General features: G+C 24.9%; 15 protein-coding genes and 2 tRNA genes. 16 read left to right on the top strand and 1 reads right to left on the bottom strand.

What is annotated here, in order from left to right:
- The first annotated feature begins 6 nt into the window (after window positions 1-6).
- The 14 genes from LT335_RS04555 (at window position 7) to LT335_RS02665 (ending at window position 12,310) form a co-directional block, all read left to right on the top strand.
- Window positions 7-1,800, top strand: a complete 1,794-nt coding sequence (locus LT335_RS04555; RefSeq protein WP_249728448.1) for an ABC transporter permease — start codon at window positions 7-9, stop codon at window positions 1,798-1,800.
- Entirely contained in the window at window positions 1,801-2,721 is a 921-nt protein-coding gene (locus LT335_RS02605) for an ABC transporter permease (RefSeq protein WP_249728450.1), read from the top strand.
- A gap of 40 nt (window positions 2,722-2,761) precedes the next feature.
- Window positions 2,762-3,562 carry a purine-nucleoside phosphorylase gene (gene deoD, locus LT335_RS02610; RefSeq protein WP_249728451.1) on the top strand — a complete coding sequence of 267 codons (801 nt, stop codon included), beginning with the start codon at window positions 2,762-2,764 and terminating at the stop codon, window positions 3,560-3,562.
- Window positions 3,537-4,487, top strand: coding sequence for a tRNA (adenosine(37)-N6)-threonylcarbamoyltransferase complex transferase subunit TsaD (tsaD, locus tag LT335_RS02615; RefSeq protein WP_249728452.1), 951 nt, complete (start codon window positions 3,537-3,539; stop codon window positions 4,485-4,487). The genes deoD and tsaD overlap by 26 nt, the downstream gene beginning before the upstream one ends.
- 3 nt (window positions 4,488-4,490) lie before the next feature.
- Window positions 4,491-5,078, top strand: coding sequence for a dephospho-CoA kinase (gene coaE / locus LT335_RS02620; RefSeq protein ID WP_249728453.1), 588 nt, complete (start codon window positions 4,491-4,493; stop codon window positions 5,076-5,078).
- A gap of 72 nt (window positions 5,079-5,150) precedes the next feature.
- A tRNA-Ser gene (locus LT335_RS02625) sits at window positions 5,151-5,242 on the top strand.
- 133 nt (window positions 5,243-5,375) lie between these two features.
- Window positions 5,376-6,899 (top strand): cardiolipin synthase, encoded by a 1,524-nt coding sequence (gene cls / locus LT335_RS04560; RefSeq protein WP_249728454.1) that lies wholly within the window; start codon window positions 5,376-5,378, stop codon window positions 6,897-6,899.
- A 23-nt stretch (window positions 6,900-6,922) separates the two neighbouring features.
- The gene (locus tag LT335_RS02635; RefSeq protein ID WP_249728456.1) at window positions 6,923-7,594 is read left to right on the top strand and encodes a hypothetical protein; all 672 of its coding nucleotides are present in this window, start codon (window positions 6,923-6,925) and stop codon (window positions 7,592-7,594) included.
- Between the two features lie 38 nt (window positions 7,595-7,632).
- Complete coding sequence (locus LT335_RS02640) at window positions 7,633-9,435, top strand: EAL domain-containing protein (protein ID WP_249728458.1); 1,803 nt, start codon at window positions 7,633-7,635, stop codon at window positions 9,433-9,435.
- On the top strand, window positions 9,435-10,886 hold the full coding sequence (proS, locus tag LT335_RS04565) for a proline--tRNA ligase (protein WP_249728459.1): 1,452 nt from the start codon (window positions 9,435-9,437) through the stop codon (window positions 10,884-10,886). Before LT335_RS02640 ends, proS begins: the two co-directional genes overlap by 1 nt.
- Window positions 10,887-10,941: 55 nt before the next feature.
- Window positions 10,942-11,298, top strand: coding sequence for an MG284/MPN403 family protein (locus LT335_RS02650; protein WP_249728461.1), 357 nt, complete (start codon window positions 10,942-10,944; stop codon window positions 11,296-11,298).
- Window positions 11,299-11,436: 138 nt separating this feature from the next.
- Complete coding sequence (locus LT335_RS02655; protein ID WP_249728463.1) at window positions 11,437-11,688, top strand: acyl carrier protein; 252 nt, start codon at window positions 11,437-11,439, stop codon at window positions 11,686-11,688.
- Between the two features lie 10 nt (window positions 11,689-11,698).
- Window positions 11,699-12,163, top strand: a complete 465-nt coding sequence (locus tag LT335_RS02660; RefSeq protein WP_249728465.1) for a Fur family transcriptional regulator — start codon at window positions 11,699-11,701, stop codon at window positions 12,161-12,163.
- Between the two features lie 71 nt (window positions 12,164-12,234).
- Window positions 12,235-12,310 (top strand) — tRNA-Trp (locus LT335_RS02665).
- A gap of 33 nt (window positions 12,311-12,343) precedes the next feature.
- Here the strand turns inward: LT335_RS02665 and LT335_RS02670 are convergent.
- A complete protein-coding gene (locus LT335_RS02670) occupies window positions 12,344-13,225 on the bottom strand; it encodes a DegV family protein (protein WP_249728466.1) in 882 nt (293 codons plus the stop codon).
- 213 nt (window positions 13,226-13,438) lie between these two features.
- On the opposite strand from LT335_RS02670, the gene secG reads away from it, so the two are divergent.
- Together secG and LT335_RS02680 are read left to right on the top strand one after the other, a co-directional pair.
- Window positions 13,439-13,693, top strand: coding sequence for a preprotein translocase subunit SecG (gene secG, locus LT335_RS02675; protein ID WP_249728468.1), 255 nt, complete (start codon window positions 13,439-13,441; stop codon window positions 13,691-13,693).
- Between the two features lie 56 nt (window positions 13,694-13,749).
- A complete protein-coding gene (locus LT335_RS02680; RefSeq protein ID WP_249728469.1) occupies window positions 13,750-14,028 on the top strand; it encodes a hypothetical protein in 279 nt (92 codons plus the stop codon).
- Window positions 14,029-14,131 lie beyond the last annotated feature (103 nt).

A 14,131-nucleotide genomic window follows, 5' to 3' on the forward strand; every position in this document is an offset into this window, starting at 1 on the left:
AAGATAATGAAAGAAAAATTTCAACAAAAAACTTGATTTTGAAAACGCCGAACTAGACTTTATTTAGAATCAGAAGACTTAAAAGGTGGTCTTAATAAGATTAAAGGTTCAGTTTTTGCTGTTATTTTAGGTTTGTTAATTGGTGTAATTGTTATTTTAGCAACTGGTAATAACCCTATAACTTATTTTCATTACTTATTATTTTTTGCTTTTAGTAGTTATGGTTATAATAACTGAGATACAACATTAGTGTGATGAACAATTTTTATTGTTGCTGGTTTAGCATTATTAGTATCTTTTAAATCAGGGATGTTTAACATTGGAGTTACTGGCCAAATGTTAGCTGCTGGTGCTGTAGTTATTGCCATTGGTGTTAGATATGATTTAAGACAACCACTTGCAATTTTTGTTGCTTTTATTGCTGGAATTTTAGCAGCAATGTTAGTTGCAATTGTGACAATTGCTTTAAAAGTTTTGTTTAATATTCATGAAGTAGTGACATCAATCTTGTTAAATTGAACAATTTGATATTTAATTAAATGAATTTTTACAACAAGTGGTGATTTATATAATGATGGCAGTGGTACTTCTGCTCCAATTCATGAAAGTATGAATTTGGCAATTGGTGGTTATAAATTTATTTTGCCACTTATTATTGCCTTGCTTTTAGTTATTTTTGTTTGATTTATTTTTAAGAAGACAACTTTAGGGTATAAAGTAAAAACAGTTGGATTAAATCCTTTTGCTGCTGATTATGCTGGAATTTCTCGTAAAAAATATGCTTTTACTGCTTTTGTTATTTCCGGTGCTTTAGCAGGAGTAATGGCTGTTATTTATTATGTTGGTATGAATCCTTCTTTAAATTTTGCTAGTGATGATTTGCCAACAATTGGGTTTGATGGAATTTCGGTTGCTTTGGTTGGACAAATTAATGCTTTTGGAATTGTTGGTGCTGCTTTACTTTGAGGTGTAATTAAAAGTGGTGGTCCAATTGGTAGTGTTGGATTGAACATACCCGCTTCACTTAGTGATGTTATTTTTGGAGTAATTATTTATTCTGCTGCTTGTGCTGTTTTGTTAGCAAAATTTGAACCATTTAAAGCCTCAATTCGCTTTTTAAATGTTAATTTTACTAAAGCAAGAACGCAATATTATCAACATTTAAGTAATATTTTTCAAGGATGAAGAAATATTTTTCAAGTAAGAAGAAAAAATAATAAAGCAGTTCGAGATTTGAAAAAAATAATTAGAAATACGACAGATAAACAAACAAAAGCAATTAAAAAACAAGAATTATATGATTTACTAATTACTAAAAAAGAAAATGTTCAAGTTGCTAAAGTACAAGTTCAACAAGAACGAAAAGCTTTAAAGAATTTTTATCGCCAAGAATATCAAAAAATTTGAACAACTGGGACAATTGGTATTAATCATCAAGCGATAAATGCAAAAAAAATTTTATATGGTCAAAGTTTAGATAATTATATTACGGCAAAAATGATTTATGAGGAAAATATTCATAAAATAAAGGCAAGTTATCGTAGTAATTGAATTGAATTAAAACAACACCGTGAAACAGAAACTAATATTTTTAATCAACAATTTCTTGCTCTAATTAATAATGAGAATCAACAATTAGCAACAATTGAAAAAACAAGAAAAGAACAATTATTAAATTATAAACAAACAAAAAAAGCTAAAAATTCTAATGATCCTAATGGTTTTATTGGAACTAATATTAACGAAAATCAAACATCACAAGTAACTAAAGCAAATAAGAAAGATGAGGAAAATAATTAAATGGATGTTTTAAAAATAATTTTAGAAAATTCTAGTTTAATATTCGTTGTCTTAATTTTTGGTGCTTTATCAGGTTTAGTTTCGGAAAGATCAGGAGTCATTAATATTGGTATTGAAGGAATGATGATTATTGGTGCGTTAGTTTTTGCTAACTTTGCTAAATGAGTTGGTGGTAGTTTAGGAAATTGATCACAAATTCTTGCTTTACTATGTGCGGGATTGGTTGGTGTTTTATTTGCTAGTCTTCATGCTTTTGCTTCAATTACCTTGAAAGCAGATCAAATTATTTCTGGTGTTGCAATTAATGTTTTAGCAGCAGCAATTGCAATATTTGTTGTACAATTACCAGTTAATAATGGTTTGATTGCCTTTAATACAATTTATCATTTACCAAAAGTTGGTAAAAGTGAATTTTTTAATCTTTACTTATTATTAGCAGTTTTAGCAATTGTTATTATTGGTTTAGCGCTTAAATTTACTAAATGAGGATTACGACATATTGCAACAGGTGAAAATCCTAATGCTGCTGATGCAGCTGGAATTAATGTTATTAAAAGAAGATATTCTGCTGTATTATTATCAGGTTTTTTAGCAGCAATTGCTGGTGGTGTTTTTACAATTTATGCTAGTGGCACTTTCCGTGGCAATGTTAGTGGTAATGGTTTTCTTGCTTTAGCAATATTAATTTTTGGTCAATGACGAGTTTCATTAGTAACAATTGGTGCGGCATTATTTGCTATTCTTGAAACAACAGCAGGAAGAATTAGTTATCAAAATGGTGTTTCAAATTGGGTTGTGACAAATAAAGAATTGTTTAATACTTTACCTTTTGTTGTTTCTTTATTAGTATTAATATTTACTTCAAAATGAAGCAAAGCACCAAAAGCATTGGGAGTTGCTTTTAATAAGGCAAAAAGGTAAAATTAATTTTATTTTAAAGATGATAAAGGAGCAATAAAATATGGAAAAAGGAAATTTTACTCCAACCGTTCATATTAAAGCTAATAAAAATCAAGTTGCACCAATTGTTCTTATGCCTGGTGATCCATTACGAGCAAAATTTATTGCTGAAAACTTTTTACAAAATGTTGTTGAAATTAATCATGTTCGTAATATGTTAATGTTTACTGGTACTTATAAAGGTAAACGAATTACAATTGCTGGTAGTGGTATGGGAATGCCATCAATTGGCATTTATTCTTATGAACTATTTAAATTTTATGATGTTGCTTGTATTGTTCGTATTGGTTCAATGGGTGCTTATCAAGAACATGTTAAAGTTTATGACATTATTAATGTTAATAAGGCTTATAGTGAATCAACTTATGCTAAATTTGCTGCTGATATTAATGATGATACAATTGCTAGTTCAAAAGATATTACTGAAGTTATTACTCAAGTAGCAAAAAAGTTAGATCAAACTGAAAAATTTCAACATGATAAAATTAATTTGAAAACTGGATTGATTCATTCTAGTGATGTTTTTTATCGTGCTAATGGTGATGAATGAAAAACCAATCAAAAAATTAGAGAAACTTTAGGTGTTGAAATGGAATCTTTTGCTTTATTTGCTAATGCTAAGTATTTGAAAAAAAGTGCTGGTTGCATTTTAACTGTTTCTGATTCTTTTACAACAAGTGAATCAATTGATGCCAATATGAGAGAAACAAACTTTAAAAAAATGATGATTTTAGCTTTAGAATCAGCAATTAGTTATTATCAAGAAAGAAAAATTAATGACAATTTTAGCAATAGAAACTAGTTGTGATGAAACTAGTGTTGCTGTGATTCAAAATCAAAAAGTTTTAAGCAATATTGTTTCTTCTCAAATTAGTCTTCATAAAAAATATGGTGGTGTTGTTCCAGAATTAGCTGCCAGAGCTCATAGTGAAAATATTGATTATGTTTTAAGTTTAGCGATTAAAGAAGCCAAAATTAAACTTGAAGTAATTGATTATGTTGCTTATACTAGTACTCCAGGTTTAATTAGTTGTTTACATGTTGGTAAAGTAGTAGCACAAACAATTGCCAGTTATTTAAAAAAGCCTTTAGTTCCTTGTAATCATTTATTTGGTCATATTTATGCTAGTTTAATTGAAAACCAATGACAATTTCCAGTTTTAGGTTTATTAGTTAGTGGTGGTCATACACAACTACTTTATTTGCCAACGGAACATTTACAATTTCAAATTTTAGGTCAAACGCTTGATGATGCGGTTGGTGAGTGTTTTGATAAAGTAGCACGAATGTTAGGATTGTCTTATCCTGGTGGACCTGAAATTGATCAATTAGCAAAAAAAGGTCAAGATACTTATTCTTTGCCTTTACCAAAAAATGATCAAACATTAGATTTTAGTTTTAGTGGTTTAAAGTCAGCGGCAGCAAAAGTTATTGCTCAAGAAGGTAAAAAGTTAAATATTGCTAACTTTAGTTGTTCGTTAGAAAAAACTATTGTTAAAATTTTAATTATTAAATTAGAATTAGCAATTAAACAATATCATCCAAAAACTGTTGTCTTAGCAGGAGGAGTTAGTGCTAATAGTGGTTTACGAAATAATTTTTTTGCTTTAAAGGAAAAATATCCTAAAATTAATTTTATTGCTCCAAGTTTGGAATATTGCACTGATAATGCAGCAATGATTGGTATGTTAGCAAGTTATCAAATTAAAGAAAAAAAAGAGGATTAAAATATGGTTATTGGAATTATTGGAGAATCGGGTGCTGGTAAATCAACAGCAACAAGTTTTTTTCAAACTAAGGGTGCATTTGTTATTTCTGCTGATTTAATTGTTAAATATGTTTATAATTTGCCAGAAACAAAAGAAAAAATTGTCAAAAAATTTGGTGAAAATTTTTTAAATCAAAATGATGATACTGTTAATCTTTTAGCGTTAAGAAAATATGCTTTTGAAAATTATGAATTTTTAGTTAAATTAGAAGAAATAATTTGACCAGAAATGAAAAAAATTATTGTTCGAGAAGTAAATCAACATAAAAAAGAACGATTAGTTATTCTTGATTGTGCTGTTTTATTTAATGCTAATTTAGATTATTTAGTTGATAAAGTATTATTGCTTAAATCTAATCATGAGTTACAAATTAAAAGAATTAAAGATCGTGATCATGTTAGTGATAGTGATGCTGATAGCTTGTTAAATTTACAAAAAAATCATTTAATTTTAGATAAAAAAGTTGATTATATTGTTAACAATAATAATTCATTAGAAAATTTTATTGATGATTTAAAAAAAATATATCAAGAATTAATTAATAAGTAAAATTATTTCAAAAAAAAATTTACTTAACTTACTTTTATCGTTATAATATTATTTGTTAATATAAATAATATTGGAGTAGTACTCAAGTGGTTAAGAGGCTTGTTTGCTAAACAAGTAGGACATTGAAAAATGTTGCAAGAGTTCGAATCTCTTCTGCTCCGCCAGTTTAAAAAAAGCCATTTGGCTTTTTATTTTTTTTATTTTAGGGAAATTTGCTAGTATAATTTAGGTAAATACTTGAATTAAAAGATAATACCAAAAAAGTTTTAAGAAGTTTTTGGATATCAAGGAGTAAGAATGCAAAAGAAAATTAACCTTTTTTTATCAATCACGTTATATTTACTTTTAATTGGAGCACTTATTTATTTATTAATTGATCAACTTATGCCTTATTCTTGAATAATATTTCTAATTATTCTTATTTCAACAATTTTAACAACAATAATTATTTATATTACTAATCGTTTATTTGAAGTTAAATTAGCTTGAATTATGGTTGTAGTCTGTTTTCCATTATTAGGAATTTTTTTATATTGAGTTTTTGGCCGACCATATCGTTATCGTAAAAGACAAAAAACGCACTTAAAATTATTTAAATATTTTTATAAGCAAGAAGATTGAAGTTTTACTAATAAAATTATTAATAAAGAAGATCGTGATATTAGACCAGAAGATTTACCACTTTTAATTTATACTACTAAAATTGCTTCTCGACCATTTTATCAAAATACTAATGTTGAAGTTTTATTTAATGGTCCTAAAAAATATCAGCATTTAATTGCTGACTTAAAAACTGCTAAAAAATATATTTTTATGAATTACTATATTATTAGTGATGGTGAATTATTAGAAATTATTTTAACAATTTTTGAAGAAAAAATTAAAGAGGGCGTTAAAATTTATTTACTTTATGATCATGTTGGTTCATACTTTACTTTATCTACGAATATGATTCAACAAATTAAAAAAATTGGTGTTAATTTTCGTCAATTTGCTCCGATTCGTTTACCTTTTTTAACTGGAAGTTATAATTTTCGTAATCATCGTAAAGATGTTGTTATTGATGGAAAAATTGGTTATGCAGGAGGGATTAATTTAGCAGATAGTTATATTCATTTATCTAACAAAGGTTTTTGACGTGATACTCAAGTTCGTTTAGTTGGTGATGCTGTTAAGTCTCTAGAATTAATTTTTCGTCAAGATTGACAATTTGCTACAGGATTAATCTTAGATGTGCCACCTAATAAGGTTAAAATAACAATTAAAAGTAATGCGATTGTTCAAATTGTTGATGATGGACCATTAACAAAAGAAACAATTCAAAAAGATTTATTTATTAAATATATTAGTATGGCAAAAACTCGTGTTTGAATTAGCACACCTTATTTAATTCCAACAGGTGATTTAATTACTGCTTTAAAAAATAGTGCTTATTCTGGAGTTGATGTTCGTTTATCTTTACCAGGAATTTTAGATCGTTATTTATTATTAGATATTTGTCGTACTTATTATGATGAGTTATTAGAAGCTGGTGTTAAAATTTATGAATATTCACATGTTTTAAGTCATTCAAAAATGGGAATCTTTGATGACAATTTTACTATCGTTGGTTCAACTAATTTAGATTATCGTAGTCTTTACTCTGATCATCAAACTTTAGTTTCAATTTATGATCAAAAAACTAATAATATTTTAGCAGAACAATTTCTTAATGATTTTAAATTTTCTACTGCAATTAAAACTAATCCTTTAAATAAGAGAAGTAAAACTTATCATTATTTGTTTTTATCATTATTAAAGTTTTTAACACCATTATTTTAGTATAATTATACTAGGTGAAAATTATGAAAAACAAAATTAAAAAAATTAAAGAAAAATTAAAAAAAGAAAAAAAAGAAGATATTAATTTTTTTATTTCCGAAGAAGATAAAGCAAAAAAACCAGAACAAGAAACTAAAAAACCACAATATACAAAATTAGAAAAGAAATATCGTAAAAGTCGTAATATTTTATTTAATTTTCGTAGAAGAAATACAATTCAAATTATTAAATATTTAGAAAATAAAAATATTTTTAATGGTTTTTTTTATACTGATGTTCATAATATTACTTTAATTTTAGAACAAGGTATTAAACCAACAAGTGAAATTAAATTATTACCAAAACAACAGTATGTTGTTTGAACATATTTGGAGCATGCTACTTATTTAGAATTGGAATTAGGTAATACTACAAGACATTATTTTTGAAAATGATGTAGTGAGCAAAATGTTCAATTGAATAATATTGCAATTATTTCAATTAATCTTAATAAATTATTTGAAACAACTTACGATGAATGAGGATTAAATTTGGAAACTAATCGGATTCAAATTTATGAAAAAATTCCAATTGAAGCGATTGATTGAATTTTAATTAAAGATCGTCGCATTTTTCGTTTAGCAAAAACTCATATTACGGGGAAAAATTTAAAAGTTAAAATTTTTCAAGGTAATGCTGGAGAAATTGTTACTTAAGTAAAAAGAAATTAAAGAAAGGTTAAGAAAGCAGGCTAATGGTTAATAATTGAACAATTTTTTTATTTATTATTTTTTCAATTCTTTTATTTGTTATGATTTATTTATTTGTACGAATTAATAATCGTAATATTGATTATTATAATGTGATTCATAGCGACATATTAAGTTTAGTGCCATTAAAAATTGATTTAAAAAAAGAAACTGTTATTTTAGCAGAAGGCTTAGAAGTGTTAAATAATAAAAAATATCTTTCACTTTTTGTCTTTAAATCAATGATTAGTCGCAAAGCTAAATTTGATTTAGAAATTCTTTTCCAAGATTTATTAGTTAATGAATTACCTTTTTTATCAAGTAATCATTTAATTTATTTTCAATTAGCTGATCGAACAATTGCTTATGATTTAACTTTAAATTATTATGATGCAAAGAATAAAATTTTATATGGTCAAATTCAAGGTAATACTCGTTATAATCGTTCGGCAGTTCCTGAACAAATTGCTAATAATCCAAGTCAATTAACAGTACCAAAGAATGATTTTGTTGCGACAATTTTAAATTTTTTCTATAGTAATCAAAAAAGAATTGATAAAATAAATAACTTGTATGAATATATTTTTTTAATTAAACTTAAAAATTATCTTAATTTGGAATCAATTTTAACAATTAGTAATGTTGAAGTAATGGAATTGTTATTAACTTATTATATTAAAAATTTATTAGGTAATAGTAATACTTTAATTTGTAAATATTATGATGGTCAATTTTTAGTTTATTCAAAAAATCGTAAAATTAATTTAACTCGTTTTCAAAAGAAACTTGATTATAGTATTAAAAATAATTTGGTTGATAAAAGTAGTTATTTACAAATTCAAACAGAAATGATTGTTGTTTATGCACCAATTAAATCAAAAGAATCTAATATTGCTACTTTATATAATAAAATTATTGATGTTAATATTTTAACTTCTAATTTTGGTAATGCTTTAATTCCAATTAAATTAAGAGTTAATGAGAATAAAGAAAAAGGTCGACTTGATCATTATCAATTATTACACTCAAAAGAAATTCAAAAACTTTTAAAAGTTAATCTTAGTTCTGTTTTTAAAACTAATGATGCAACGGAGCCAAAATATTATTATACTCGTTTAGGTTTAATTTCTAATAGTTATTATGATGACTATTTTAATTTAATTCGTAATATTCAAGATGCTGGTTTATGATGAAAAGTTTATGAACCATTATTCTTACAAGCATTAGAAGATTTTGAAAAATTAAAAATTAAGAAAGATTTAATTATTCCATTATTTTTATTGGAATTAGAAAATAAAACAGTATTAACACAAATTCTTAGTATTTTTAATAAAAAAAAGCATTTATTTGAAGATTGTAGTTTAATATTTGATTTTCAAGATAACTGTACAATAACAATTAATAATTGACCGAAATATGAAAATATTATTAGAATTTTACGGGAAAATAATATTAAAATTGCTATTAGTCATGATTTAAAAAATATTAATAATTTTAAATTAATTAGTCATTTTAAACCTGATTTAGTAATTTTAACGGCAAAATTATTACAAAATGTTAGTTTTAATTTTCAAAAATATATTAAAGTTATTACATGTTTAAATTACTTAAACATTTTGGGAATAACAGAAATTATGGCATTAGGTGTTAATACTGTACCAGAAGTTATTTTATTAAAATCATTAAATATTAAATATGTATCTGGTGATTTATTTGAAGGTGGTCAAGTTGATAAGGTAATTGATTCATTAAATTATTCAAGTTATTGAAGTTGAAAACGAAGTCATAATAAGAAAGGAACCATCTAATGGCCAAAAATTTTAATCAAAATATCACTTTAAGAAGTGTTGATTTTGCAAAATGATATACTAATGTCATTAAAGAAGCAGATTTGTGTGATTATGGTGATGATAATGGTTCAACGAAAGGAACAATTGTTTTTCGCCCTTATGGTTATGCAATATGAGAAGCAATACAAAAAATATTAGATCAACAATTTAAAAATCATAGTGTTGAAAATGTTATGTTTCCATTATTAATTACTGAAAAAACTTTTGCTTTAGAAAAAGATCATATTAAAGGTTTTGCACCAGAATGTGCAATTGTTACTCAAGTTGGTAATAAAAAATTGACCGAACCTTTTATTATTCGTCCAACTTCTGAAGTTTTATTTTGTAAACATTTTCAAAGAATTGTTAAAAGTTATAAGAATTTACCAATTTTATATAATCAATGATGTAATGTGATTCGCTGAGAAAAGACAACTCGGCCATTTTTAAGAAATAGCGAATTTTTATGACAAGAAGGTCATACTGTTCATGCTACAAGTCAAAAAGCTTTAGCTTTCACTGAAACAATGATTAAATTATATGCCGAATTTGTTGAGCAATTTTTAGCAATTAAAGTAATTTTAGGTAAGAAAACAGTTCATGAACGCTTTGCTGGAGCTTTAGAAACTTATACAATTGAAACAATGATGCAGGATGGTCAGGCATTACAAGCAGGCACAAGTCATTATTTTGGTTCAAAATTTGCTGAAATTTTTAATATTAAGTTTACTAATGAACTTAATCAACAAGAATATATTCATCAAACATCATTTGGTGCTTCAACAAGGTTAATTGGTGCTTTAATTATGGCTCATAGTGATGATTTAGGTTTAGTTTTACCAGCCTCAATTGCTCCAGTTAAAATAATAATATTAAATTTGTTTCCAAAAGATGAAAAAGTAACTAATTTAGTTAATAAATTACACAAAGTTTTCATTAAACAATATCACGTTCAAGTCGATGATAGTGAAAAAAGCGCTAGTTATAAAAAATCTGCTGCAACAATTAAAGGAATTCCTTTAATTATTGAAGTTGGACAAAATGAAGTTATAAAATCAACAATTAAAGTTACTTTACGACATAATTTAAAAGAAAATTTTCTTAAAATTAATAGTGAAAAACAAATATTAAAAGCAGTTTCTGACTTATTAACAACTAGTAATACTGATTTATTACAAAATTCAGCAAATAATTTTGCAAAAAATTTACAAGAAGTTACTGATTTTAAGAAATATCAAAATTTAGTTAAAACTCATAAAGGTTATTTTATTGCTCCTTTTTGTGGTGATTATCAATGTGAAGCAGAAATTAAAGCATTAACCAGTACAACATCTCGTTGTGTACCGTTAACACCTTATAAAAAAAATGGCATTTGCTTTAAATGTCATAAGCCTAATTCACCTTGAACATATTTTGCTCGAGCATATTAAATAAATAAAAAAGGATTTTTTCCCTCAGACATTTAATTATTTATGAGGTGAAAAGATGTCAAACGCTTTAACAATTGATGAAAAGTTTTTAATTAATATCTTTAAAAGATATTTACAAGCAAAATTACTTTTACATCAAGAATCAACAACTGATTTTAACCAATTACAAGAAAAGAAATTTGAATATGGTGAAATTGATCGTCATTTTAATCAACTTGTAAATTATCATCATCATTTACAAGTTGTAGAAACAATTTTGGCATTAATGCCAAAGAAAGAATATGTTTGTTTAGTAAAAGATTTTTTAACTAATGATAATCAAGATTGATGGAAACAATATTATTCAGAAAATTATTATCAAAAATTACGACAAAATGCGATTAAACGCTTTTTATATTTGTTTTTAGTTTAATTTTTTAGTATAATAATACTTACTTTAAGTGTAATTTATATTTATATTTATTACTTTTAGTAGTTAATTTTAGGCAAATTAAAGTGCTAAGTTGTTATACTCATTTTAATTTTATATAATATCTTTGGAGTGAAAATAATGGATATTTTTAAAACAATTCAGAAAATTATTAAAACAAATTACCCACAAATTAAAGAAAATATTACTTTAGATACTGTTTTAGGAGATATTGAATATTTAGATTCTTTAGAGTTAGCAACAATTGCTGTTGAATTAGAAGATAAATATCAAATTAGATTTCCTGATGAAGACTTAGAAGAACTTAAAAATAAAACTGTTAAAGAAATTGTCAAAGAAATTGAAAAATTAATTGCCAATAAAAAAAATTAGGATTTTTCCAATGACTGAAAATAAAAAACAATACCAACAAATTATTGAAAAGTTACAAGCAAAAGATTATCGTTTAACAGATATTCGTAAAGCAGTAATAGAAATTTTAGTTACAAAAAAACATATTAGTATTAATGATATTATTTCTGAATTAAAAAAAATTAATAGTGCCGTAAATATTATGAGTATTTACAATACAATTGATTTGTTAATGGAAGAACATATTATTCATGCTAATGTTTTTGATAATAAACAAATTTTTTATGAATTATCAGATAATATTATTCATGTTGTGTGCAATATTTGTTATCAAATTATTCATTTTGACAATCAAACAATTATTAATGCTAATTTTTTAGATGAAAAAAAGTTAAATTCTTTTTTACTAAATGAACGAAACTTTCTTTTTTCTCATTATAAATTAGAAGTTCACGGGATTTGTGATAATTGTCAATCACAAATGAAAAAAAGTTAAATAATATTGTAATCTAAATTAGATTTCAGTAAAATTAAACAGTAAAAATTTAATTACCTTTAAATAAAAGGGGGGGTTTAGTTTTAATGGCTAGAACGTCGGCCTTCAGATCCGAAAGTGTGGGTTCGAGTCCTACAACCCCCGCCATAAAAAAAATCACAAAATGTGATTTTTTTTGTTTTATAAATCTTTAGTTTCATCAAGAGCAAATATTACTAAAGCAAAAGCATTCAATCCTGTATGAGCAGCAATAACATTTGCTAATTTGACATTTTTAGTTTTTTTAAACGAATAACTTTTAATATATTTCATTGTTTCATCAACCAATTCTTTATCAGCATAACCATCAATAACATAAAGTGTTGTATCAGTTTTATGAAGTTTTTGAAATTTAATAATTTCATTAAGCGCTTTATATACAGCTTTCTTTCAAGTTCTTGTTGTATCAAACTTATCAATTGTTCCATCAAAAGTAAGAATTGGTTTTATTTTTAACATTTTAGCTAAACCAGCAGCTGATTTACTAACTCTGCCACCTCGCGCTAAATAAGTAATGTCATTAGGTAAAATAAAAGCTTGATAGTTTTCACTAATTTTTTTTAATGCTGTTAAAATTGTTGTTACATCAGCATCTTTTTCTTGTGCCATATTGTAAGCTTTTTTAACTATTGCTCAATTAATTATTGAAACACCATTTGAATCAAAAACATGAACTTTATCTTTAAACTTTGGTTCTTTGGCCAAAACACAAGCTGTATTATATTGTCCTGATAAACCTTTTGATAATGGGATAAAAATAATCTTTTCAAATTTTTTTAGCATTGCTTCTCAAACCATCGTCATTTTACCTAACGGTGTTTGTGATGTTTTTGCTAATTGCTTTTTTGTTGTAATTCTTTCAACAAAATCTTGTTCATTAAAAGTTCGTGGATCATCTTCAACTGTTTCTTCATCATCAAAAGTAATTAGTAATGGACAAAAGCCTAAATCTTTCATTTCTGTAAAATCTTTTTTTGTTAAACCTGATGATGAATCAGCAACAATTCCAATTTTCTTTTTCATTAATTTTTTTATCCTTCCATGATTTTCCTTAAGAAAGAAGTTATTTTTTAAACTTTAATAAATATTATTTTACATTATAACATATTAACTTAATTAAAATTTTGATTTATTTGTCTTAATTAGTGTTAAAATAAGACAAGATTAGTTAAGAAAATTTTCTTTTTAAGAATTCAAAATAAAATTCTTTTGAAATCAAATGAGTGGATGTGAATTATGAATCAAGATATTATTTTTGCTTTAGAAATTATTTTATTTGTTATAGGAACAATATTAGTTATTGTTGGTTTATTGCAAGGAAAAAAGAATCATAATGGTTTAGGTGCTTTAAGTGGTGGTAATCAAGAATTATTTGCTAGTACTAAAGAGCGAGGTTGATCACGACTATTTTCAATTATGACTTTAGTTTTAGGAATATTGTTATTTATTATCGCAATTATTATTAGAATTTTACTTAATACATTATTATAATTAATATTAGTATCTTAATTATTTTTAATAAGATGCTATTACTTTTGAGATAATTTATGAACTCAAAATCAATGATTGATTTAAAAAATAGAAAAGAGGCAAAAGCAATGGCAAGTAGTGAAAAAAGAATTTCAAAATTATTTTTTGAAAGTGAACAACAATTACAAAGTTATAAAAATAGTAACAATAAGGATGGGGGAGTTGATGTTTTTATTACTCCTGAAAGAATTCTTATTAATAAAAAAGTTCATAATTCAGTTAATACAATTGAATTAAGTCAAATATTATTTGATGAAATTATTAAGTTTTATTATGAACAAAAAAAATTAGCTTAAAATAAGAAACAAAAAATTAGAAGTTCAAAGCAATTATAATTATTCAATTTAATTATTTACTTAATTACTATTTTAGTTTATATTTTTAATTTAACAATAAAAA

The sequence above is a fragment of the Spiroplasma attinicola genome (genome assembly GCF_023509825.1).
Lineage (GTDB): Bacteria > Bacillota_I > Bacilli_A > Mycoplasmatales > VBWQ01 > Spiroplasma_D > Spiroplasma_D attinicola.